The 24124-nt window shown below is 60.6% G+C and carries 24 protein-coding genes; 1 reads left to right on the top strand and 23 read right to left on the bottom strand.

Annotated features, from left to right (window positions below; translation table 11 throughout):
- Nucleotides 1-51 precede the first annotated feature (51 nt).
- Nucleotides 52-1119 (top strand): alkene reductase, encoded by a 1068-nt coding sequence (locus CAK95_RS22945; RefSeq protein ID WP_086090027.1) that lies wholly within the window; start codon nucleotides 52-54, stop codon nucleotides 1117-1119.
- Between the two features lie 18 nt (nucleotides 1120-1137).
- Here the strand turns inward: CAK95_RS22945 and CAK95_RS22940 are convergent, their stop codons facing one another.
- The 23 genes from CAK95_RS22940 to CAK95_RS22830 form a co-directional block, all read right to left on the bottom strand.
- Entirely contained in the window at nucleotides 1138-1710 is a 573-nt protein-coding gene (locus CAK95_RS22940) for a TIGR00645 family protein (protein ID WP_086090026.1), read from the bottom strand.
- A gap of 146 nt (nucleotides 1711-1856) precedes the next feature.
- Complete coding sequence (locus CAK95_RS22935) at nucleotides 1857-2558, bottom strand: ABC transporter ATP-binding protein (protein ID WP_086091599.1); 702 nt, start codon at nucleotides 2556-2558, stop codon at nucleotides 1857-1859.
- 37 nt (nucleotides 2559-2595) lie between these two features.
- Nucleotides 2596-3864, bottom strand: coding sequence for a lipoprotein-releasing ABC transporter permease subunit (locus tag CAK95_RS22930; protein WP_086090025.1), 1269 nt, complete (start codon nucleotides 3862-3864; stop codon nucleotides 2596-2598).
- Nucleotides 3865-4164: 300 nt separating this feature from the next.
- Nucleotides 4165-5493 carry a proline--tRNA ligase gene (proS, locus tag CAK95_RS22925; RefSeq protein WP_086090024.1) on the bottom strand — a complete coding sequence of 443 codons (1329 nt, stop codon included), beginning with the start codon at nucleotides 5491-5493 and terminating at the stop codon, nucleotides 4165-4167.
- 628 nt (nucleotides 5494-6121) lie between these two features.
- Entirely contained in the window at nucleotides 6122-6355 is a 234-nt protein-coding gene (locus CAK95_RS22920) for a DUF2188 domain-containing protein (RefSeq protein WP_086090023.1), read from the bottom strand.
- Between the two features lie 132 nt (nucleotides 6356-6487).
- Nucleotides 6488-6751 (bottom strand): DUF1467 family protein, encoded by a 264-nt coding sequence (locus tag CAK95_RS22915; RefSeq protein ID WP_086090022.1) that lies wholly within the window; start codon nucleotides 6749-6751, stop codon nucleotides 6488-6490.
- Nucleotides 6752-6760: 9 nt separating this feature from the next.
- A complete protein-coding gene (mce, locus tag CAK95_RS22910; RefSeq protein ID WP_086090021.1) occupies nucleotides 6761-7165 on the bottom strand; it encodes a methylmalonyl-CoA epimerase in 405 nt (134 codons plus the stop codon).
- A 7-nt stretch (nucleotides 7166-7172) separates the two neighbouring features.
- Nucleotides 7173-8786 (bottom strand): ribonuclease J, encoded by a 1614-nt coding sequence (locus tag CAK95_RS22905; protein WP_086091598.1) that lies wholly within the window; start codon nucleotides 8784-8786, stop codon nucleotides 7173-7175.
- Nucleotides 8787-8857: 71 nt separating this feature from the next.
- Nucleotides 8858-9709, bottom strand: a complete 852-nt coding sequence (locus CAK95_RS22900; RefSeq protein WP_086090020.1) for a biotin--[acetyl-CoA-carboxylase] ligase — start codon at nucleotides 9707-9709, stop codon at nucleotides 8858-8860.
- The gene (gene nuoN, locus CAK95_RS22895; protein ID WP_086090019.1) at nucleotides 9709-11139 is read right to left on the bottom strand and encodes an NADH-quinone oxidoreductase subunit NuoN; all 1431 of its coding nucleotides are present in this window, start codon (nucleotides 11137-11139) and stop codon (nucleotides 9709-9711) included. The genes CAK95_RS22900 and nuoN overlap by 1 nt, the downstream gene beginning before the upstream one ends.
- Nucleotides 11136-12680, bottom strand: a complete 1545-nt coding sequence (locus tag CAK95_RS22890; RefSeq protein ID WP_086090018.1) for an NADH-quinone oxidoreductase subunit M — start codon at nucleotides 12678-12680, stop codon at nucleotides 11136-11138. The genes nuoN and CAK95_RS22890 overlap by 4 nt, the downstream gene beginning before the upstream one ends.
- Nucleotides 12681-12682: 2 nt before the next feature.
- Nucleotides 12683-14611 carry an NADH-quinone oxidoreductase subunit L gene (gene nuoL, locus CAK95_RS22885; RefSeq protein WP_086090017.1) on the bottom strand — a complete coding sequence of 643 codons (1929 nt, stop codon included), beginning with the start codon at nucleotides 14609-14611 and terminating at the stop codon, nucleotides 12683-12685.
- A 63-nt stretch (nucleotides 14612-14674) separates the two neighbouring features.
- Complete coding sequence (gene nuoK / locus CAK95_RS22880; protein ID WP_086090016.1) at nucleotides 14675-14983, bottom strand: NADH-quinone oxidoreductase subunit NuoK; 309 nt, start codon at nucleotides 14981-14983, stop codon at nucleotides 14675-14677.
- Nucleotides 14980-15594, bottom strand: coding sequence for an NADH-quinone oxidoreductase subunit J (locus tag CAK95_RS22875; RefSeq protein WP_086090015.1), 615 nt, complete (start codon nucleotides 15592-15594; stop codon nucleotides 14980-14982). Before CAK95_RS22875 ends, nuoK begins: the two co-directional genes overlap by 4 nt.
- 5 nt (nucleotides 15595-15599) lie before the next feature.
- Entirely contained in the window at nucleotides 15600-16088 is a 489-nt protein-coding gene (gene nuoI, locus CAK95_RS22870; RefSeq protein WP_086090014.1) for an NADH-quinone oxidoreductase subunit NuoI, read from the bottom strand.
- 16 nt (nucleotides 16089-16104) lie between these two features.
- Complete coding sequence (gene nuoH, locus CAK95_RS22865; protein ID WP_086090013.1) at nucleotides 16105-17130, bottom strand: NADH-quinone oxidoreductase subunit NuoH; 1026 nt, start codon at nucleotides 17128-17130, stop codon at nucleotides 16105-16107.
- A 6-nt stretch (nucleotides 17131-17136) separates the two neighbouring features.
- Entirely contained in the window at nucleotides 17137-19215 is a 2079-nt protein-coding gene (gene nuoG, locus CAK95_RS22860) for an NADH-quinone oxidoreductase subunit NuoG (RefSeq protein WP_086091597.1), read from the bottom strand.
- A 37-nt stretch (nucleotides 19216-19252) separates the two neighbouring features.
- Nucleotides 19253-20557: an NADH-quinone oxidoreductase subunit NuoF gene (nuoF, locus tag CAK95_RS22855; protein WP_086090012.1), complete on the bottom strand. Its 1305-nt coding sequence runs from the start codon at nucleotides 20555-20557 to the stop codon at nucleotides 19253-19255.
- Complete coding sequence (nuoE, locus tag CAK95_RS22850) at nucleotides 20557-21303, bottom strand: NADH-quinone oxidoreductase subunit NuoE (protein ID WP_086090011.1); 747 nt, start codon at nucleotides 21301-21303, stop codon at nucleotides 20557-20559. The genes nuoF and nuoE overlap by 1 nt, the downstream gene beginning before the upstream one ends.
- The gene (locus tag CAK95_RS22845; protein ID WP_086090010.1) at nucleotides 21303-22493 is read right to left on the bottom strand and encodes an NADH-quinone oxidoreductase subunit D; all 1191 of its coding nucleotides are present in this window, start codon (nucleotides 22491-22493) and stop codon (nucleotides 21303-21305) included. The genes nuoE and CAK95_RS22845 overlap by 1 nt, the downstream gene beginning before the upstream one ends.
- A 2-nt stretch (nucleotides 22494-22495) precedes the next feature.
- Complete coding sequence (locus tag CAK95_RS22840) at nucleotides 22496-22945, bottom strand: GFA family protein (RefSeq protein ID WP_086090009.1); 450 nt, start codon at nucleotides 22943-22945, stop codon at nucleotides 22496-22498.
- Nucleotides 22946-22955: 10 nt separating this feature from the next.
- Nucleotides 22956-23558 (bottom strand): NADH-quinone oxidoreductase subunit C, encoded by a 603-nt coding sequence (locus CAK95_RS22835; RefSeq protein ID WP_086090008.1) that lies wholly within the window; start codon nucleotides 23556-23558, stop codon nucleotides 22956-22958.
- Between the two features lie 2 nt (nucleotides 23559-23560).
- On the bottom strand, nucleotides 23561-24124 hold the full coding sequence (locus tag CAK95_RS22830; RefSeq protein ID WP_086090007.1) for a NuoB/complex I 20 kDa subunit family protein: 564 nt from the start codon (nucleotides 24122-24124) through the stop codon (nucleotides 23561-23563).

Raw genomic sequence — 24124 nt, 5'->3', positions numbered from 1 at the left:
CCCAGCGCCTAAATCACTGTTCTCGTTATCATCACAGTCGGACTTCGCTTTATGGTCACCCTCTTCGATCCGATCGCGATCGGCGATCTGAAGCTGCCCAATCGCATCCTCATGGCGCCGCTAACTCGCAATCGCTCCAGCGGGTCTGGCCGCGTCCCGAACGAGATGATGCGCGATTACTACGTCCAGCGCTCATCGGCCGGCATGATCATTAGCGAAGCTACATCGGTGACCTCGATGGGCGTCGGCTATCCGCACACGCCCGGGATCTGGTCGCAGGAACAGATCGACGGCTGGCGCATGATCACCGATGCCGTACACAAGGCTGGCGGCCGGATACTGTCGCAGCTCTGGCATGTCGGCCGCATTTCCGATCCGAGTTTTCTGAATGGTGCCCTCCCCGAGGCACCAAGCGCGATCGCACCGAAGGGCCGCGTGAGTCTGCTGCGTCCCGAGCGCCCCTATGTGACCCCGCGCGCACTGGAGACCGAAGAGATCGCCGGCGTCGTCGCGGCCTTCCGCAAGGGAGCGGAGAATGCGAAGGCGGCAGGCTTCGACGGTGTCGAAGTGCATGGCGCCAACGGCTATCTGCTCGACCAGTTCCTGCAGGATGGCAGCAACAAGCGCACCGATCGCTATGGCGGCTCGATCGAGAATCGTGCGCGGCTTCTGCTTGAAGTGATCGATGCTGCAGTTTCGGTCTGGGGTCCGGGACGCGTTGGCGCGCATCTCGCCCCGCGGGCCGACACCCATGACATGAGCGACAGCGATCTGCCGGCGACGTTCGGCTATGTCGCGCGCGAGCTCGGCAAGCGGAAGATCGCTTTTATCTGCGCACGCGAATCCTTGGCCGAGCCGCGTTTGGGCCCGAAACTGAAAGCGGCGTTCGGCGGTGTCTATATCGCCAATGAAGGCTTCACGTTTGAAAGCGCCGAGAAGATACTTGCCACCGGAGAAGCCGATGCGGTGGCCTTTGGCAAGCTGTTCATCGCCAATCCCGATCTTCCCCGCCGGTTTGCACTACGCGCGCCGCTCAATGCGTGGAACAGCGCGACTTTTTATGGGCCGGATCAGGAAGGCTACACCGATTATCCTGCGCTCGCTGAAGCCGCCGAGTAACCATCCGGGCGGACCTGACTAATGTTGTTTGGAATGTCCGCTCGGATTCTGGCCCATCTTGTCGACCGCGGCGATGCCGATCGCTGACAGAATAAAAACGACGTGGATGATCGTCTGCCACATGACGCCGGCCTCGGTGTAATTTGCCTTGTCGCTGCCGAGATTGCCCGCCTCGATAAATGTGCGCAGCAGATGGATGGAGGAAATGCCGATAATCGCCATCGCCAGCTTGATCTTCAGCACGCTGGCATTGACGTGGCTGAGCCATTCCGGCTGATCGGGATGGCCCTGCAGCTTCAGGCGCGACACAAAGGTTTCGTAGCCGCCGACAATGACCATCACCAGCAGGTTTGAAATCATCACCACGTCGATCAGACCCAGCACCACCAGCATGATCTGCTGCTCGGAAAAATCCGTGGCGTGAGAAATCAGGTGCCATAGCTCTTTCAGAAACAGGACAACATAAACGCCCTGGGCGACGATCAGCCCAAGATAAAGTGGCAATTGCAGCCAGCGGGACCCGAAGATCAGTGCCGGAAGCGGACGCAGTTCTCTGCCGACAATATCGACAGACGGTGTGGGCTCGGTCATGGGATGATTTCAGATGTTGCTGTTGGAATGGAAGGGGCTTGAGGATCGCGCGTGCAGTCAGGCGTGCTTTCAGCCGCATTCGATGGCAGTTTTGCGACCAAGTTTATTGCGCCCTGCGACACGGCACCGCGTACGAAAGTAATAGATCAATCGAGTTCGACGACCACACCCTCGCGAATGGTGACGCGGCGGTCCATGCGGCGTGCAAGATCAAGATTGTGAGTGGCAATGATCGCTGCCAGTCCCGACGCACGTACGAGCTGGTTGAGCGTGTCGAATACGTGGTCTGCGGTGTGCGGATCGAGGTTGCCAGTGGGCTCGTCAGCCAGAAGGATGCGCGGCGCATTGGCGACCGCCCGGGCAATCGCAACACGCTGCTGTTCGCCGCCCGATAATTCCGACGGCCGATGATCGAGCCGCGCCTTCAGACCAAGATAAGTCAGCAATTCCGCCGAGCGTCTATGCGATTCCGAACGCGACAATCCGCGTATCATCTGCGGCAGCATGACATTCTCGACCGCCGAGAATTCCGGCAGCAGATGATGCGCCTGGTAGACAAACCCCATTTCGGTGCGGCGGATCTGCGTGCGCGCTGCGTCCGACAATGAGGATGTCGGCTGGCCGTCGACATAAACCTCCCCGCCATCGGGATGTTCGAGCAATCCGGCAATATGCAGGAAGGTCGATTTGCCGGCGCCTGACGGCGCGATCAGGGCGATCGACTGGCCAAGCCAGCAGCCAAGCTCGGCCCCGCGCAAGATTTCGAGCGTATTGTCACCCTGCCGATAGCGTCGCTCGACCGCATTCAGATAGAGCGCAGGTCCGGGCGCGGGTTGCGCTGCGGCCATCTGATCGTCCGTCCTGACATGCTCGTTCATGGCGGGCTCACTCATAACGAAGCGCCTCGACCGGATCGAGACGGGCAGCGCGCCATGACGGATAGAGTGTTGCCAGCAGCGACAGAGCCAGAGCCATCACCACGACGGCTGTGGTCTCGCCGGGATCGATCTCGGCCGGTAGGCGGGACAGAAAATACAATTCGGGTGAAAACAATTCAGTCGCGGTGATCCACGAAACGAACTGGCGTATCGATTCGATATTTGCGCAGACCACCAGCCCGACCAGAAAGCCAAGCAGCGTCCCAACAACGCCGATCGATGCGCCCGTGATCAGGAACACGCGCATGATCGCGCCTTGCGTCGCGCCCATGGTGCGCAAAATCGCGATGTCCCTGCCCTTGTCTTTCACCAGCATGATCAGGCCTGACACGATATTCAGGGCTGCGACCAATACGATCATCGTCAGGATCAGGAACATCACGTTGCGCTCGACCTGCAGCGCATTGAAGAAGGTCGCATTGCGCTGAGTCCAGTCGACCATGAAGATCGGCCGTTGCGCGGCATCGGTGACCAGCTTGCGGAACTCGCGATATTTATCGGCGGAGTTGAGGTAGACCTCGATCGCCGTCACGTCCCCGGAACGGTTGAAATAGGCCTGCGCCTCGACAAGCGGCATGAAGACGAACGCGCTGTCATATTCGGACATGCCGATCTCGAACACAGCCGCGACTTTGTAAGCCTTGATCCGCGGCGTCGTTCCCATCGGTGTCACAGCGCCGCGTGGCGCAACGAGTGTGATGTTGTCGCCGGCCCTGACCGACAAAGCGTCCGCAAGCCGGCGGCCGATGACGATGCCCTGCCCCTCGTCGAAGCCGTCGAGATTGCCCTGCTTCAGGTTCTGTGAAATCGACGTCAGTTTCTCGAGGTCGGCGGCGCGAATGCCACGCACGAGGACGCCGGTCGAATGGAACGGCGACGACGCCAGCGCCTGACCTTCGACAATCGGTGTCGCAAGACGGATGCCGGGAATGCCGCTGATCCGCTGCGTCACCGCATCCCAGTCCGTGAGCGGGGACTCCAGCGGCTGCACCAACAGGTGTCCGTTCAAGCCGAGGATCTTGTCGAGCAATTCTTTGCGGAACCCATTCATCACCGCCATGACAATGATGAGCGTTGCCACGCCCAGCATGATGCCGAGGAACGAGAAGCCGGCGATGATCGAGATGAAGCCTTCCTTCCGCCGCGCACGCAGATAGCGCAGCGAAAGCAGCCATTCGAACGGCGCAAAGGGGCGGGTCGCGGTTGATTCGCTCATTTAATCTCCCGGGCCCCGGATTTCACCCGATTCTGGCCATTTCAAGCCATCCCGGATTACCGTGCGGGTGACGACACACATAATTTCGTTTTGAGCAGGATTTCGAGGAAATGGCACCGGCTTTCCGCAAAAACCGGTGCATAAAGCTACGCTCGTGCACCGTTTCCGAAGTTCGTGCGGTATCTGCGGCAATCTCATACACGAACTTCGGAAACCAAGTGCACGGGTAAGTCTATGATTCTAGTGCCGCTTTTGATTTTGAAGTTCCTGACAGAGGTTGCTGCAAATAGTTCAGGACCTTCAAAATCGCGGCACTAGTCGGGCCAAAACGTCATCCGGACTGAGCATCTCCCGGCTCCCATCGGCCCGTTTCTTCAACTCAAATTGCCCGGCCGCCAGTCCTTTCGGACCGATCAGGACCTGCCAGGGAATGCCAATCAGATCCGCGGTGGCGAATTTGGAGCCCGGCCGCTCGTCGAGATCGTGGTAGAGCACATCCACCCCCTTTGCCTGCAGCGCAGCGTACAGTTTTTCGGAGGCTGCGTCGGTTGCGCCATCACCTTGCTTGAGGTTGAGGATCGCGACCTTGAACGGTGCCACAGCCTCCGGCCACTTGATGCCAGCATCGTCATGCGAGGCCTCGATAATGGCAGCCACAAGGCGCGAGGGGCCGATTCCGTACGAGCCCATGTGGACCGGCTTCTCGGTGCCGTCGGGTCCGGTCACGACAGCCTTCATCGGCTCCGAATATTTGGTGCCGAAATAGAAGATGTGACCGACCTCGATGCCGCGCGCCGACATCTGTGAGCCTTGCGGTAATTTTTCGAAGGCGGCTGCGTCATGCATCTCGGACGTTGCCGCATAGAGCGATGTCCATTTGTCGACTGTGCTCTGCAGTGCATCGACGTTGTCGAAATCGATATCCTCGCCCGGCACGTCGAATTCGAGGTAATCGCGATGGCAGAACACCTCGCTTTCGCCGGTCGACGCGAGAATAATGAATTCATGCGAGAGATTGCCGCCGATCGGCCCCGTCTCGGCGACCATCGGGATCGCCTTCAGGCCCATGCGCGCGAAAGTCCGCAGATAAGCGACGAACATCTTGTTGTAGGAATGCCGCGCGCCGGCCTGGTCGAGGTCGAAGGAATAGGCATCCTTCATCAGAAATTCGCGCCCGCGCATCAGGCCGAAACGCGGCCGTACCTCGTCGCGGAATTTCCACTGGATATGATAGAGGTTGAGCGGCAGATCGCGATAGGAGCGCACATAAGCGCGGAAAATATCGGTGATCATCTCCTCGTTGGTCGGACCATACAGCATTTCACGAGCATGACGGTCCTTGATCCGCAGCATTTCCTTGCCATAGGCATCGTAGCGTCCGCTTTCCCGCCATAGCTCGGCGGACTGAACGGTCGGCATGAGCAGTTCGATAGCGCCGGCGCGATTCTGCTCTTCACGCACGATCGTATTGATCTTGTTGAGCACGCGCAGGCCAAGCGGCAGAAAGGCATAAATGCCGGCCGCCTCCTGCCGCATCATGCCGGCGCGCAACATCAATCTGTGAGAAATGATCTCCGCTTCCTTCGGTGTTTCGCGAAGGATCGGCAGGAAATAACGCGACAGTCGCATTGGGTAATCGCTCTTTGAGGAGAATCGGGCGCAAAGGCCTCAACCATGAGAGAAACCGGATCGGCGAGGAAATTTCAAGGAGAGGTCAAGAAGGAGCCCAAAGTGTGGGCAGGTGTGTCACCTTTTTTCCGCAACCTCTTGCCGTGTGACAGCGAGATGATATAGCCTCCGCCTCAACGTTGGGCAGGAGCCTGACAGGTCCAAGTCTTGGGAGGACTGGGCGAACACCGAAGGGTGTCGCCGACGCTTCATACAAGCAAGATCAACGCACGCCGGAAGCGTTTTGCATCAATATTGAGCAGGGTCAGTTACCCTGCTCTTTTTTATTTCCGCAAGCGTAAACGCCACGTCTGTGGACCATCTGTTGACGCCCGTAAGTTGTCCGGCGCTAGCACCGCATAAAACGAGGTGTACAAGCGATTAACCTGAATCCGAAATTCGCACGATTATGCCGCACCTCTTTTGCGAATTTCGGATTCAAGGGACACTAGCAACGTATTGATTCTACTGTGGTTTGGATCGGAAATCCGCTTGACGAGAGTGCCGCAACAATGAAGCGGACTTCCGATCCACCCCACCAGGGGCGGCCCAGAATTCGCGGCCATCCGGGTTTAGCTTTGTTGCTGACCTAAAGCCGGGGTGGGTAAGCATCACGCCCAAAAGTCCATTGCGGCAGGAAGTGGCCATTTTCACCAAGCAGACAAACTTCCGCGTTTTCACCCTTTTCACCGAGCTTCTGGGCGGCATCCACCGCGAAAAGCATGGCCTCTCGGCGCGTCTGGTAAGGTCCGAAATCATCGCCGCCAAACTGGATCACCCAGCCGTCGTCTTTTTGAACGATGAAATAGCGTGAATTCGGCATGTTATGTTCCCCAGTCTTTGCCTAAGTTCCCGATAGGCGGCGGACTAACGGTGACCCGCCACCAAAGTTCCCCAGTTTCAGGTAAAAAGATACGCCAGATACGCTAGGTCAGAGGCACACCAACAACCGCTCTCAGGTGGGCTTCGGCAGGCCTGGAATGGTGTCCAGATCGACCAGCCGATACACGTATGCGACATACATGACCGCGAAGATTGCGGCGGAAACGAGCGTCGTCCAAATCAGCTTGGAGGCAATTCGCGGCAGAACCGGGGCACCGGGATCAGTTCCGGGGGTTGTTTCTTCCTCGTGCTGTGACCGGATACCGAAAGGCAACACAGCAAACAGTGTCAGCCACCAGACGAGGAAATAGATCGCAAGCGCGGTCGTGAGAGTCACAAACTCACCTCACGCCTGCTCGAGCTCGACCAGCGTGCCGTTGAAGTCCTTGGGATGCAGAAAAAGCACCGGCTTTCCATGGGCGCCGATCTTCGGCTCACCGTCACCAAGAATGCGGGCGCCCTTCCCTTTCAAAGCATCGCGTGCGGCAATGATGTCATCCACCTCATAGCAGATGTGATGGATGCCACCGTCGGGATTCTTCTGAAGAAATTTCTCGATCGGAGAATCCGCGCCGAGCGGTTCGAGCAATTCGATCTTGGTATTGGGCAGCGTGATGAACACCGTCGTGACGCCATGCGCGTGTTGCGGAACGGCGTCCGATACTTCCGCGCCAAGCGTTGCACGATAGGTTTCCGATGCCTTCGCGATATCGCGAACGGCGATCGCCACATGGTTCAATCGTCCGATCATGGAGCGACTATACCGTGAGAACGTGGACGTAACAGATGGGTTTCTTGCCCCATTGCGCGGCAATTGCGCTGCGCACCGCTCGCCTCACCGACTCCGCGATGCTGTCAGGATCACGCCGCTTCGGACGCGGCAGGTTTTCGAACGTGTCAAGGACTGCGTCCTCGGCGTGGTCCGCAAGGGATTTTCCGTCCCGGCCGAGCTCCGGAATGCCCAACAATTCGACCTCGGGATCGGCGGCCAGCGCACCCTTCTCAGTCACCGCCAGCGCCACCGTCACCATCCCGACAAAGCTCAGGCGGCGGCGATCAGCAATGGTGCGGCTGTCGGCGCCGACCATGACAATACCGTCCTTGTAGACGCGGCCGTGGGGCAATTCGTCAATGATTCCAGGGGCTCCGGGGGCAAGCTGGACGAGATCGCCATCGCGGCATCTGACGATGGTCTTGATGCCGAGCCGCCGGCCGATCGCAGCGTGGTCATGCAGGTGCATAGCTTCGCCATGGGCCGGCACAAGTATCTGAGGTTTCAGCCAATTCAGCAGTTCTTCGACTTCGGCGACGCGCGGATGGCCGGACACATGAACGAGGTGATGGCGGTCGGTAATGACCTCGATGCCCTGATCAATCAGCCCGTTAATGATCGTAGAAACCGCCTTCTCATTGCCGGGAATAGTCCGCGAGGAGAAGATCACCTGATCTCCCGGACTAAGAGTAATGTCGGGATGATCGTCATTGGCGATGCGCGACAGCGCGGCCCGCGGCTCGCCCTGGCTGCCGGTACAAAGCGCCACCACCTTGTCGGGCGGCAGATAGCCATACATGTCCGGCCCGCGAAAATCCTGCACCCCGTCGAGATAACCGGTCTCGCGCGCCACCTGGACCATCCGGTCCATGGCGCGCCCAACCACCACGACCTCGCGTCCTACGGCCCTCGCGGCATCCGCCACGGCGCGAATGCGCGCCACGTTGGAGGCGAAGGTCGTCACCGCAACGCGCGCCGGTGCGGCGGCGATCAATTGCGCAAGCGTGCGCGCCACGTCGGTTTCCGATGGCGAGCGGCCATCGCGCACCGCATTGGTGGAATCGCCGATGACGGCGAGAACGCCCTCCTCGCCCAGCCGGCGGAGCTTGGCTTCATCGGTTGGCAAACCAACAACTGGCGTTGGATCGATTTTCCAATCGCCGGTATGCACAACATTGCCGTGCGGCGTGCGCAGGATCAGCGCATTCGATTCCGGGATCGAATGCGCCATCGACACCAGCTCGATGTCGAATGGGCCGACATTGAAGCGGCTGCCAAGCGGGATGATCTTGACGTCGATCTCAGGCGCGCCCGGCTCGCTGGCCCGCTTGGCTTCGATCAGCGCCGCCGTGAACGGCGTCGCATAGACCGGCACTTTCAGTTTCGGCCACAGGTCGAACAGCGCACCGAAATGATCTTCGTGTGCGTGCGTCAAGACGATGCCGACGAGGTTCTTTCGTTCTTCGACCAGATAGCGGATGTCCGGGAAAATCAGATCGACGCCAGGCAGATGCTCTTCCGCCGCGAACGACACGCCGACATCGACGATCAGCCATTGCCGGCGGCGCTGATCACCGAGGCCATAAATCGACAGGTTCATGCCGATCTCGCCGATGCCGCCGAGTGGTCCGAATACGAGTTGCCCTGGCGCCGATTGTTCTTGCAAAGCCACTATTTCGAAACTCCTGCCTGCACCGTCCGGGCATCGCCGAAATAGACATCGCCGGCTGCGATCGTGCACGCTGTGCCGTCCGGCTTGCGCAGGATGAGGCACCCGTGCTCGTCCAGGGTTTCAAAAATTCCGTGTTCGATGCGATCGCCCATATGAACCGAGACAGACTTTCCGACGCCATGCGCCCGTTCGAGCCAGAGCCGCCGGATATCGGCGAATCCGCGCCCCCTGTTCCATAGGCTATCGTATTTGACGAAGGCCTCGGTCAAGCTGGCGAACAAGTTGGACGCCTGTACCGGGTAGCCAAGACCCGCCAGCGATACCGCCGGATAGCCCATCCCCTCTGGCGCTGCAGCGACATTGACGCCAATCCCAACCACCAATGCGAGCCGATCGCCGAGGTTCTGCGACTCCAGAAGCAATCCGGCGAGCTTGCCGGTCTTTTTTCGCCTTGGCGCGTTTTCCTCACGCGAACCGGAATCCACGTCGCTTGAAAACGCTCCATTGGCGAGAAGATCGTTTGGCCATTTCAACGAGAGCGACAGGCCCGGCGCCGCGACGGCGCAGGCCTCATGCGCGGCAAGGCCCGCGACGAAGCCGAGCGTGGCGGCATCGGACAGCTTGAGATCGTTGGTAATCAGCAGGCTGGCCGCAAGGTTGCCGATAAACGATTGCCATTCGCGGCCCTGCCGACCTCGCCCCGCAGTTTGTTCTTCCGTAACGACCCACAACGGGCCGCGCTCGCCGTTCTGGGCCAGGCGCATGGCTTCGCTATTGGTGGAATCGAGCCGGTCGAAGCTGCGAACGCGATAGCCAGCCTCTTTCGCCCGCGGCCCGACCGCAAACACCATCAGAACAGCGACTTGGCCGCGACCGTCGCAGCATCGAGCAGCGGCGCGGGATAGACGAAGAACAACAGGTTGAACAAGCCCGCAAGGCCCAGCACCAGGACCTGCTCACCGGACATCGGCTCGAAGCTCTTGTGCGGTTCGTCGAAATACATCGTCTTGACGATGGCGAGATAGTAATAGGCGCCGATCACGCTGGTGAGAACGCCGATCACCGCCAGCGCATAGAGCCCGGCCTTGATGGCCGCCAGGAACACATAGAACTTCGCAAAGAACCCGGCGAGCGGCGGAATGCCGGCAAGCGAGAACAGCAGCATCGCGAACAGGAAGGCCATCATCGGCGAGGTCCGCGCCAGCCCGGCGAGGTCGGAGATCGACTCCACAAAGCGGCCGTCGCGCTTCATCGACAGGACGCAAGCGAAGGTGCCGAGTGTCATCGCGATATAGATGGCGACATAGATGAGGACGCCCTGCACGCCCTCTTCCGTTCCAGCGGCGAGACCGACCAGCGCAAAACCCATGTGACCGATCGACGAATAGGCCAACAGGCGCTTGATGTTGGTCTGGCCGATCGCCGCGAAGGAGCCGAGCGCCATCGAGGCGATGGCGACGAAGACGAGGATCTGCTGCCATTGCAGCACGATGGTCGGGAACGCCGTCATGGTCGCGCGCACAAAGATGGCCATCGCGGCAACCTTCGCGGCACCGGCAAAGAACGCTGTCACCGGCGTCGGCGATCCTTCATAGACGTCCGGCGTCCACATGTGGAACGGCACCGCCGAAACCTTGAAGCAAAGGCCTGCGAGCAGGAAGACGAGACCGAAGGTCAGCGGCAGGCCGCCCTGCGGCGCCGCCTGGGCGATGCCGGCGAAGCTGATCTGCCCGGTCGCGCCATAGATCAGCGAGGCGCCGTAGAGCAGCATGCCGGACGACAGCGCACCGAGGACGAAATATTTCAGGCCCGCTTCCGTCGACTTCGCGGAATCGCGGTCGATCGCCGCGATCACGTAGAGCGACAGGCTCATCAGTTCGAGGCCGAGATACAGCGCGATCAGATCTGTCGCCGAGATCAGCATGCCCATGCCGACGGCCGACAGCAGCATCAGCACCGGATATTCGAATTTCCGCATCCCGGCGCGTTTGACATAGTCGAACGACATCAGGATCGCGGCTGCCGTGCCGCCAAACGCCAGCACTTTCACAAAGCGCGCGAAATCGTCGACGACGAAACTGCCGTTAAAAGTCGACAGCCTGCCGGCCGGCAACAACACGACCGCAGCGCTGGCCGCGACCAGCAGGATGATCGACAGCACGCTGACGATGAAATTCGAGCGCTCGCCGCCATAGGCGCCGACCATCAGCAGCGCCAGCGCGCCCGTGGCAAGGATGAGTTCAGGGATCGCCGGAATGAGATCGGGCATCGGAATTGTCATTTGCTTTCGCCCGTCATGCGCTGATCGATCGAGGCAGCCTTTTTCGCGCCGGGATTTTTATCGTTCACAGCCTGCTGATACTGCGACACCAGCGCGTTGACCGATGTCGACGACATATCGAGCACGGGCTTTGGATAGAAGCCGAACAACAGCGTCAGGATCACCAGCGGCGTGAAAATCAGGATTTCGCGATAGTTGACGTCCTGAATCGATTGCAGCTTCGGCTTGTCCAACTTGCCGAAGATCATTTTCCGGTAGAGCCACAGCGCATAACAGGCCGACAGGATGACGCCGAGCGTCGCCAGCGTCGCCACCGCCACATTGACCTTGAAGGTGCCGAGCAGCGTCAGGAATTCACCCACGAATCCGGACGTGCCGGGCAAGCCGACATTGGCCATCGTGAACAGCATGAAGATCGCTGCATAGAGCGGCATTCGCTCGACCAAGCCGCCATACGCCTTGATCTCGCGGGTATGAATGCGGTCGTAGACGACGCCGACGCAAAGGAACAGCGCGCCGGAGACGATGCCGTGCGAGATCATCTGGAACACGGCGCCGCCGACACCCTGCGCGGTCATGGCGAAGATGCCCATGGTCACGAAGCCCATATGGGCGACCGACGAATAGGCGATCAGTTTCTTCACGTCCTCCTGCATCATCGCGACCAGCGACGTATAGACGATCGCGATGACCGACAGCGCGAAGATGAGCGGCGCAAAATCGGCCGAAGCCAGCGGGAACATCGGGATGGAGAACCGCAGGAACCCGTAGCCGCCCATCTTCAGAAGGATCGCCGCCAGCACGACGGAGCCGGCCGTCGGCGCTTCCACGTGCGCGTCGGGCAGCCAGGTATGGACCGGCCACATCGGCATCTTCACGGCGAAGGATGCGAAGAAGGCCAACCAGGCCCAGGTCTGCAATTCGCGCGGGAAAGAATGCTTGAGCAGCGTCGGGATGTCGGTTGTGCCGGCGCTCCAGTACATCGCCATGATGGCCAGCAGCATCAGCACCGAGCCGAGCAGCGTGTAGAGGAAGAACTTGAAGCTGGCATAGACCCGGCGCGGGCCTCCCCAGATGCCGATGATCAGGAACATCGGGATCAGGCCGGCCTCGAAGAACAGATAGAACACCACGAGATCGAGCGCGCAGAAGGTGCCGACCATCATCGTCTCGAGGACGAGGAAGGCGATCATGTATTCCTTCACGCGGTTCTGGATCGAATCCCAGCTCGCGATGATGCAGATCGGCATGATCGCGGTCGTCAGGATCACCAGCGGCAGCGAAATGCCGTCGACACCCATTGAATAGGAGGCATAGCCTGACAGCCAGCGCATCTTCTCGACGAACTGGAAATCCGCCGTCGAGGCATCGAAGCGCCAGACGAGGACCAGAGACACCGCAAAGGTGACGAGCGTGGTCCACAGCGCCACCCAGCGGGCATTGCGCTTCACGGCATCGTTGTCGCCGCGCAGCAGCATGATGAACAGCGCGCCGACCAGCGGCAGGAACGTCGTGACGGACAGGATGGGCCAGGTGGTCATGTTCAGTGCGCCCCTGCGAACATGAACCAGGTGATGAGCGCGGCGGCGCCGATCAGCATGGCGAACGCATAGTGATAGAGATAACCGGTCTGCAAGCGGACGACATTGCGCGTCACATCGAGCACGCGGGCTGAGACCCCGTCAGGCCCGAAGCCGTCGATCAGCCAGCCGTCGCCGCGCTTCCACAGCGTCGTGCCGAGCCACTTGGCCGGACGCACGAAGATCAGGTCATACAGCTCGTCGAAATACCACTTGTTGAGCAGGAAGCGGTACAGGAGCTGATGGTTGCGCGCCATCTCGACCGGAATGCGCGGATCGCGAATATAGAACAGGTAGGCAATCGCAAAGCCGAGCACCATCATGACGGTCGGGGTCCAGACGACCAGCGCCGGCACGTGATGCATGTCTTCGAGGATGGTGTTGGTCTTGGAGAAAGCCAGCGAATTGCGGAAAAATTCCTCGACGTGATGGCCGGCAAAATACTCATAGAACGGATAGCCAGCGAGGATCGAGCCCGCCGCAAGCACCATCAGCGGCACCAGCATCACCATGGGGCTTTCATGCGCCTCTTCGTAATGATGGCGGTCGTGCGGCTCGCCATGGAAGGTCTTGAAGATCAGGCGCCATGAATAGAAGGACGTCAGCGCGGCCGCGAGCACGGTGCAGGCAAAGCCATAGACGGCGAATGGATTTTTCCCGGCATAGGCGGCCTCGATGATGGCGTCCTTGGAGAAATAGCCGGCGGTAAACGGAAAGCCGGTCAAGGCCAGGGTGCCGATGATCATCAGCCAATAGGTCAGCGGAATCTTGTTTTTCAGCCCGCCCATATGCCGGATGTCCTGCTCATGGTGCATGGCATGGATCACCGAGCCTGAGCCAAGGAATAGCAGCGCCTTGAAGAAGGCATGCGTGAACAGGTGGTACATGCCGACCGACCAGGCGCCGACACCCATGGCGACGAACATGTAGCCGAGCTGCGAGCAGGTCGAGTAAGCAATGATGCGTTTGATGTCGTTCTGGACGAGACCTACGGTGGCGGCGAACATCGCCGTCGTCGCGCCGATCAGCGTCACCACCATCAGCGCCACCGGCGCCAATTCGAACAGCGGCGACAGGCGCGCCACCATGAACACGCCGGCGGTCACCATGGTCGCGGCATGGATCAGCGCGGAGACCGGGGTCGGGCCCTCCATCGCATCGGGCAGCCAGGTGTGCAGCAGGAATTGCGCCGACTTGCCCATCGCGCCCATGAACAGCATCAGGCAGATCAGCGTCAGCGCATCGGCATGCCAGCCGAAGAAATCGATGGTCTTGCCGGTCAGGGCGGGCGCCTGCGCGAAGATGGTGTCGAAATCGATCGCGCCGGTCATCATGAATAGCGCGAAGATGCCGAGCGCGAAGCCGAAATCGCCAACGCGGTTGACGACGAAGGCCTTGATGGCGGCAGCATTGGCTTCCGGCTTCTGGTACCAGAAGCCGATCAGGAGATAACTGGCGAGACCGACGCCCTCCCAGCCGAAGAAGAGCTGAGCGAGATTGTCGGCGGTGACCAGCGCCAGCATCGCGAAGGTGAACAGCGACAGATAGGCGAAGAACCGCTGGCGGTGCGGATCCTCGTGCATGTAACCGATCGAATAGAGATGCACGAGCGACGACACCGTCGTCACCACGACCAGCATCACGGCGGTCAGCGTGTCGACCCGGATCACCCAGTCGACCTTGAAGTCACCGGACTGGATCCAGGGGAACAGCACGATGCGTTCGTCGATATGGCCGAAGCCGACGCGGGCGAAGGCGTACCAGGACAACGCCGCCGACGCGAACAGCAGCAGCGTGGTGACGAGCTCGGCCGGGCGCGCGCCGATGATGCGGCCGAACAGGCCGGCGATCAGACAGCCAATGAGCGGAAGGAAGACGATGGCCTGATACATTGGTTATCTCTTCCAACGCATGATCTGATCCGAAAACCGGATGCCACTTTTCGGAATCATGCGTCAGCCCTTCATCAGATTGACGTCTTCGACCGCGATCGAGCCACGGTTGCGGAAATAGACAACGAGGATGGCAAGGCCGATGGCGGCTTCCGCTGCGGCCACAGTCAACACGAACAGCGCGAAGATTTGCCCAGAAATGTCGCCGAGGAAGCTGGAAAATGCGACCAGGTTGATGTTGACCGCCAGCAGAATGAGTTCGATCGACATCAGGATGATGATGACGTTCTTCCTGTTGAGGAAGATGCCGAAGATCCCGAGCGTGAACAGGATCGCAGCGACCGAGAGGTAATGGCCCAGCCCAATGATCATACTTCGAGCCCCTGCCCCGATTTCACTTTGCGGATTTCGATGGCGGTCGCCGGCGTGCGCGCAACCTGATCGGAAATGTTCTGGCGCTTGACGCCTTCCTTGTGCCGCAGCGTCAGGACGATCGCGCCGATCATCGCCACCAGCAGCACGAGCCCCGCCGCCTGGAAGAAGTAGAGATACTTCGTATAGAGCACGAGGCCGATGGCTTCGGTGTTCGAGATGTCGGTCGGTGTCGGCGCGGCGATGACGCGCGGCGTGCCGCCGCCGATGGTCCAGGCGCCGACCACCATCAGGATTTCCGCCAGCAGGATCACCCCGATCAGCGCGCCGACCGGAAGATATTGCAGAAAGCCCTCGCGCAATTCGGCGAAGTCGACGTCCAGCATCATGACCACGAACAGGAACAGGACCGCGACCGCGCCGACATAGACGACGACGAGGATCATCGCCAGGAACTCGGCGCCGAGCAAAAGGAACAGGCCGGCCGCATTGACGAAGGCCAGGATCAGGTACAGCACCGAATGCACGGGATTGCGCGACGCAATCACCATCAGCGCCGAGGCGATACACACCGCCGCAAAGAGATAGAAGAAGAGCGCAGGCAGGATCATGGGTGTTACCGGTAAGGGGCGTCCAGCCGGATGTTCTGGGCGATTTCCCGCTCCCAGCGATCGCCGTTCGCGAGCAGCCGCTCCTTGTCGTAATACAATTCTTCGCGGGTCTCGGTGGCGAATTCGAAATTCGGTCCCTCGACGATCGCATCCACCGGACAGGCTTCCTGGCACAGGCCGCAATAGATGCACTTCACCATGTCGATGTCATAACGCGTGGTGCGGCGTGTACCATCGTTGCGGCGCGGGCCGGCCTCGATGGTGATCGCCTGGGCCGGGCAGATGGCCTCGCAGAGCTTGCAGGCGATGCAGCGCTCTTCCCCATTGGGATAGCGGCGTAGCGCGTGCTCGCCACGGAAGCGCGGCGAGATCGGATTCTTCTCGAAAGGATAGTTGATGGTCGGCTTGGGCTTGAAGAAATAGCGCATGCCAAGGAAGAACGCCTGAACGAATTCGGCGAGGAAAACCGACCGTGCGGCCTGATCGAGTCTCATAGCGGCCTCACATATCTCATTGTGGCGCCAGCCCCCCGAATTGGAGAACGGCGGCGACGATCACGACCATCGCCAGCGAGATCGGCAGGAACACTTTCCAGCCGAGCCGCATCAGTTGGTCGTAGCGATAGCGCGGGACGATCGCCTTGACCATTGCGAACAGGAAGAACATGAACAGGCACTTGAGCGTGAACCAGATCACGCCCGGCACCCAGGTAAAGGGCGCGACATTCACCGGCGGCAGCCAACCGCCGAGGAACAGGATCGTGCCCATCGCACACATGGTGGCGATGGCGACATATTCGCCCAGCATGAACATCATGTACGGCGTTGAACCGTATTCCACCATGAAGCCGGCGACGAGTTCCGATTCCGCTTCGACCAGATCGAACGGCGGGCGGTTGGTTTCCGCCAGCGCCGACACGAAGAACACAACGAACATCGGCAAGAGCGGCAACCAGAACCAGTTGAGGAAGCCGTATTTGCCATTCTGCGCATCGACGATGTCGGTCAGATTCAGCGAACCGACGCAAAGCAGCACGGTGATGATCACGAAGCCGATCGAGACTTCGTAGGACACCATCTGCGCGGCGGAGCGAAGCGCAGCAAGGAACGGATATTTCGAGTTCGAGGCCCAGCCGCCCATGATGATGCCATAGACGCTGAGCGAGGAGATCGCGAAGATATAGAGGATGCCGACATTGATGTCGGCGATCACCCATCCGGCATTGACCGGGATCACCGCCCAGGCTGCGAGCGAGAGCACGCAAGTCACCAGCGGCGCCAGCAGGAAGATCCCCTTGTTCGAGCCGGCCGGGATCACCGGCTCTTTCAATGCAAATTTGAGCAGGTCCGCGAAGGATTGAAGGAGGCCGTAAGGACCAACGACGTTTGGACCACGCCGGATTTGCACCGCCGCCCAGATCTTGCGGTCGGCATAGAGCACATAGGCGATAGCAACGAGCAGGATCACCATCAGCAGGAGGCTCTGCGCCACCATGATGATCAACGGCCAAATCCAGCTCCAGAAAAACTCGACCATTACGCCTTACTCCGCCGCTGTCATGATGGCACGCTGCTCGGCCAGTGCCGAACATTCCGCCATCACCGCGCTGGCGCGCGCGATCGGGTTTGTCAGATAGAAGTCATCGATCACCGATGTGAACGGCGCTTTGTCCGGCGTGCCGGACAATTGCGCGAGCCGCCTCAAATCTGACGGATCGGCTGGCGTGATTTCGCCGATCCGCTGCAGATGCGGATAGGCCGCGAACAACGCCTGCCGCAATTGCGCCAGAGAGTCGTAAGGCAGACGCGCACCCAAGACGTCCGACAATGCACGCATGATCGCCCAGTCTTCGCGGGCATCGCCGGGCGGGAAGGACGCACGGGCCGCCATCTGCACGCGGCCTTCGGTGTTGACGTAGATGCCGGATTTTTCCGGATAGGCCGCGCCCGGTAGGATCACGTCGGCACGGTGCGCGCCGGCATCACCATGCGTGCCGATGTAAACGACGAAAGGCCCGCGTTCGACATCGATCTCGTCGGCACCAAGCGAGAACAGCACGTCGATATCGCCAGCGGCCATCTGCAGCGCGGTGCGCCCGCCCTCGCCCGGCACGAAGCCGATATCGAGCGCCCCAACGCGCGAGGCCGCATAATGCAAAACCGAAAAGCCGTTCCAGCCGTCTTTCACAGCGCCGATTTCCATCGCCACACGCGCCGCCAGCGCCGCGACACGTGCGCCGTCGTTGCGCGTAAAGATCGATGCGCCAACCAAGACCAGCGGACGCTCGGCCTTGCGCAGGATCTCGGCATAGTCGCCCTTTCCGGCCGCGAGTTCAGCCAGCGACTCCGGGCCGGCGCCGAGATAATGATACGGATAGGTCAGATCGACGTGGTCGCCGATCAGCGCGATCGGGAAATGCCCGGCGCGCCAGCGCTTGCGAATGCGCGCATTGATGATCGCAGCTTCCTTGCGCGGGTTGGCGCCGATGATCAGCAGCGCATCGGCTTGCTCGATACCGGGGATGGTCGCGTTGAACAGATAGGCCGCCCGTCCCCAGCGCGGATCGATCATCGAACCGCGCTGACGTGCATCGACGTTCTTAGAACCCAGTCGCGTCAGCAGGTCCTTCAGCGCATACATGTCCTCGACAGCACAAAGATCACCGGCAATGGCGCCGATGCGATCAGGCGACGTCGTCTTCACCTTCTGCGCGACCAAGGCGAAAGCCTCATTCCAGCTCGCCGGACGCAGACGTCCACCTTCGCGGATATAGGGCGTATCAAGCCGCTGCGCGCGCAAGCCGTCGACGACATGGCGCGTCTTGTCGGAAATCCATTCCTCGTTCACGTCTTCATTGGTGCGCGGCAGGATGCGCATGACTTCGCGGCCGCGCGTATCGATGCGGATGGCCGAGCCGACAGCATCCATCACATCGATGGATTCGGTCTTGTTCAATTCCCATGGCCGGGCGGCAAATGCATACGGCTTTGATGTGAGCGCGCCGACCGGACAGAGATCGACGACATTGCTTTGCAGCTCAGACGTCATCGCCTGTTCGAGATAGGTGGTGATCTCCATATCCTCGCCGCGGCCGATCGCGCCAAGCTCCGGCACGCCGGCCACTTCGGTCGAAAAGCGAACGCAGCGCGTGCAATGAATGCAGCGGTTCATCGAGGTCTTGACCAGCGCGCCGATATACTTGTCCTCGACCGCACGCTTGTTCTCGATATAGCGCGACGTGTCGGCGCCATAGGCCATCGCCTGATCCTGCAGGTCGCATTCGCCGCCCTGATCGCAGATCGGGCAATCGAGCGGGTGGTTGACCAGAAGGAATTCCATCACGCCTTCGCGCGCCTTGCGCACCATCGGCGTGCGCGTATTGACGACCGGCGGTTCACCATTGGGGCCCGGACGGCAGTCGCGCACAGCCCAGGCACAAGATGCGACTGGCTTGGGCGAGCCTTTCAACTCGACAAGACACATGCGGCAATTGCCGGCAATCGACAGCCGCTCGTGGAAACAGAAACGCGGAATCTCGGCGCCCGCGGCCTCGCAGGCCTGCAGCAGCGTGTATTCTGCGGGGACGTCGACCTCGATGCCGTCGACGATGATTTTGCTCACCGCGCGCACTCCTGCAAAATCGTTTGTCCTGTCATCATCACTCCGCCGCCACCAGCACAGGATCGGGATGCGGATTGGCCGCGTATTGATCGATCCGCTCTTCGATCTCGTGGCGGAAATGCGCGATCAGGCCCTGGATCGGCCAGGCTGCTGCATCGCCAAGCGCGCAGATGGTGTGACCTTCGACCTGCTTGGTGACTTCAAGCAGCTGGTCGATCTCGCGCTTCTGCGCTCTCCCTTCAGCCATGCGGGTCATGACCCGCCACATCCACCCGGTCCCTTCGCGGCACGGCGTGCACTGGCCGCAGCTTTCGTGCTTATAGAAATAGGACAGACGCGCGATCGCGCGGATCAGATCGGTGGACTTGTCCATCACGATCACCGCCGCGGTGCCGAGACCGGAGCGCAACTTCGATAGAGAGTCAAAATCCATCGGGCAGTCCATGATCTGCTCGGCCGGCACCATACGCACGGACGAGCCGCCCGGGATCACCGCCTTCAGATTGTCCCAGCCGCCGCGAATGCCGCCGGCGTGTTTTTCGATCAGCTCCCGGAACGGGATGCTCATCGCCTCTTCGACATTGCAGGGCCGGTTCACGTGCCCGGAAATGCAGAACAGCTTGGTGCCGGCATTGTTCGGCGCACCGAAGGACGAGAACCAGGCTGCGCCGCGCCGCATGATGTCGGGTGCAACCGCAATCGATTCCACGTTGTTCACGGTTGTCGGGCAACCATAGAGACCGACATTGGCCGGGAATGGCGGCTTCAGCCGCGGCATGCCCTTCTTGCCTTCAAGGCTTTCGAGCAAAGCGGTTTCTTCACCGCAGATGTAAGCGCCAGCGCCGTGATGCACGTAAATGTCGAAGTCGTAGCCATTGACGTTGTTCTTGCCGATCAGCCGGGCTTCGTAAGCCTGATCGACGGCGGCCTGCAGACGTTCGCGCTCACGGATGAATTCGCCGCGCACATAGATGTAGGCTGCGACCGCGCCCATCGCGAAACCGGCGATCAGGCAGCCCTCCACAAGCAGATGCGGATCGTGCCGCATGATCTCGCGGTCCTTGCAGGTGCCGGGCTCTGACTCGTCGGCATTGACGACAAGATAGCTCGGCCGTCCGTCCTTGCTCTCCTTCGGCATGAACGACCATTTCATACCGGTCGGAAAGCCGGCGCCGCCACGGCCCCGCAGGCCCGATGACTTCATCTCATTGATGATACCGTCGCGGCCGCGTTCCAGTATCGCTTTGGTGCCATCCCATGCACCACGGGCCATCGCGCCTTTCAGGCCCCAGTCGTGCTGGCCGTAGAGGTTTTGAAAGATGCGGTCCTTGTCAGCCAGCATCACTTTGTCCTCTTGTCTGAGGAATCGGCAATCGGAGCCTTCGGCACCGCCGCTTCGCGGACATTCGCCGCCGCGCCGGGCTTTTTGGCGTCGCTGTCGGTCAGCGCCGGACCTGCGGCCTTCGGCGCGCGGGTCCCGCGCACCGGCGGTTCGCGCAGCGCCGTCAAGCCGCCTTCCGGGCCTGAGAATGGACGCTCCACCTGCGGGCCCGGTTTGACCTCCTTGCCGGCGGCAAGGTCATCAAGAATGCGCGCGAAGCTCTCAGGCGTCAGGTCCTCATAATAATCGTAATTGATCTGCGCCATCGGCGCATTCACGCAGGCGCCGAGGCATTCGACTTCCACCCATGACAGTGCGCCGTCGGGCGTCACATCGAACTGATGGCCGATGCGTTTTTCGCAGACATCGATCAGGTCGCCCGCGCCGCGCAGCCGGCACGGCGTCGTGCCGCAGAGCTGCACGTGATGGCGGCCGACCGGCGCGAGATTAAACATGGTGTAGAAGGTGGCGATCTCCATCACGCGGATATTCGCCATGCTCAGGAATTCGGCGACATAACGGATCGCCGCTTCCGGCACCCAGCCGCCAGCCTGTTCCTGCGCCTTCCACAGCAGCGGGATCACCGCCGAGGCCTGACGGCCGTCGGGGTATTTTTCGAGCTGCCCCCTCGCCCATGCGAGGTTCTCGGGCGTGAAGGAGAATTCCTTCGGCTGCAGCTCTTTCGGAGCAAGACGACGGACGGCCATTAGCGATCGACCTCCCCGAATACGATATCGAGCGAGCCGAGCACGGCGGAGACGTCAGCCAGCATGTGGCCCTTGCAGAGGAAATCCATGGCCTGAAGGTGCGCGAAACCGGGTGCGCGAATTTTGCATTTGTAGGGTTTGTTGCTGCCGTCGGCGACGAGATAGACACCGAACTCGCCCTTCGGCGCTTCGACGGCGGCATAGACTTCACCCGCCGGCACGTGGAAACCTTCGGTGTAGAGCTTGAAGTGATGGATCAGTGCCTCCATCGAACGCTTCATCTCGCCGCGCTTGGGCGGCACGATCTTCTGGTCGTCGACGCTGACACGGCCCTTGCCGTCCGGCGCATTCAACTTGTCGATGCATTGCTTCATGATCCGCACCGACTGGCGCATCTCTTCCATGCGGATCAGATAACGGTCGTAGCAATCGCCGTTCTTGCCGATCGGAATGTCGAAATCCATCTCGGCATAGCATTCGTAGGGCTGGCTCTTGCGCAAATCCCAGACAGCGCCGGAGCCGCGCACCATCACGCCGGAAAAACCCCATTTCCAGGCATCTTCCAGCGAAACGACGCCGATATCGACGTTGCGCTGCTTGAAGATGCGGTTGCCGGTGAGCAGCTTGTCGATGTCGTCGACGGTCTTCAGGAACGGGTCGCACCAATTGTCGATATCGTCGATCAGCTTCTGCGGCAGATCCTGATGCACGCCGCCGACGCGGAAATACGCCGCATGCATGCGCGAGCCGGACGCGCGCTCATAGAACACCATGAGCTGTTCGCGCGGCTCGAATCCCCAGAGCGGCGGAGTCAGCGCGCCGACGTCCATTGCCTGCGTCGTCACGTTCAAGAGATGCGACAGGATGCGGCCGATCTCGGAATACAGCACGCGAATGAGTTGCGCGCGCCGCGGCACTTCGAGGCCGAGCAGCTTTTCCGCGGCAAGACAGAAAGCGTGCTCCTGATTCATCGGCGCGACATAGTCGAGCCGATCGAAATACGGGATCGCCTGCAGATAGGTCTTCTGCTCGATCAGCTTTTCGGTGCCGCGATGGAGCAAGCCGATATGCGGATCGACGCGCTCGACGATTTCGCCATCCAGCTCGAGCACGAGGCGCAGCACGCCATGCGCCGCCGGGTGCTGCGGCCCAAAATTGATCGTAAAATTACGTTCGGCGGTGTCAGACATGATCACTCTTTTGCCTGGCCGGCATCGGGCGGAGCAAAGGCTGCAAACACCTCTGCGCCCGTCATCATCTTGGTATCGTTGGCGAACTCGTAATAATTTGGCTGCTCGTCGATGAAGATCTGACTGTTCATCGAGAAGCCGCCGCGATCGTCAAAGGCTTCCACCGAAACGGCGTAAAAATCCCTGTCGATCAGCCGATAGAACAGCGGCGTGCCGCAAGCCTTGCAGAAGCCGCGCTCCGCCCATTCCGACGACCGGTAGATGCCAAGGTTCGAGGTGTTGTCGATCTCAACGGTCGCGCCGCACTCCAACGCAAGGAATGGGCCGGCCGTCCAGCGGCGGCACATGCTGCAGTGACAGACACCGAAGTTCTTGTCGCGTGGGGCAGCTGTAAAACGCACGGCGCCACAGAGACAGCCGCCCGCAATGCCGGTCGAGGATGCTTGGCCCATACGCGGCTCCTCACCCTTTCGCTTTCTCGTCGCCGGGCAGCGTGTAGTCGGTGCCTTCCCACGGCGACAGAAAATCGAAGTTGCGGAATTCCTGATTGAGCCGCACCGGTTCATAGACCACGCGCTTCTGCTGATCGTCCCAGCGCACTTCGACAAAACCGGTGAGCGGGAAATCCTTGCGCAGCGGATGGCCCTCGAAACCGTAATCGGTCAGCAGACGGCGCATGTCCGGATGGCCCGTAAACAGCACGCCGTAGAGATCATAGGTCTCGCGCTCGAACCAGTCGGCGCCTGGAAATTCGGAAATGATCGAGGGCACCGGCGTCGCCTCGTCGGTCATAACCTTCACCCGCACGCGTGCATTCTGTTTGGGCGACAGGAAGTGATAAACGACGTCGAAGCGCTGTTCGCGCTGCGGCCAGTCGACCGCGGTGACATCGATGAAATTCCAGAACTGGCAGCGCGGATCGTCACGCAGGAAACGCGCGATCTTGACGATGTCTGCGGCCTGTCCCGCGACATTCAACTCGCCATAAGCGATGTCGAAGCCGGTGACGCTGCCCGGCAGCCCGCCCAAGATCGCCTCACCGATCGCCTGAAGCTTCTCACTCATGCTCAGCGCTCGATCGTTCCAACGCGGCGGATCTTTTTCTGCAGCAGCATCACGCCATAGAGCAGCGCTTCCGCTGTCGGCGGGCAGCCCGGCACGTAGATGTCGACCGGCACGATGCGGTCGCAGCCGCGCACCACAGAATACGAATAATGATAATAGCCGCCGCCATTGGCGCAGCTACCCATCGAGATCACGTAACGCGGCTCCGGCATCTGGTCGTAGACCTTGCGGAGCGCGGGCGCCATCTTGTTCGTCAGCGTGCCGGCGACGATCATCACATCCGACTGGCGCGGAGACGCGCGCGGCGCAAAGCCGAACCGCTCCGCGTCATATCGCGGCATCGACATCTGCATCATCTCGACCGCACAACAGGCGAGACCAAAGGTCATCCACATCAGCGAGCCGGTGCGCGCCCAGGTAATGAGATCGTCCGCCGTCGTGACGAGGAAGCCCTTGTCAGCGAGCTCGGCATTCAGGCCGGTATAGAACGCATCGTCCGAACCGATCGGCTTGCCGGTGCGCGGATCGAGAATGCCGGTGGCGGCTGGTGATGTAACAGCGGTCAT

The sequence above is a fragment of the Pseudorhodoplanes sinuspersici genome (genome assembly GCF_002119765.1).
Taxonomy (GTDB): domain Bacteria; phylum Pseudomonadota; class Alphaproteobacteria; order Rhizobiales; family Xanthobacteraceae; genus Pseudorhodoplanes; species Pseudorhodoplanes sinuspersici.
Note: the sequence above shows the minus strand (reverse complement) of the source record. Positions and strands in the feature narration are given on the sequence as shown.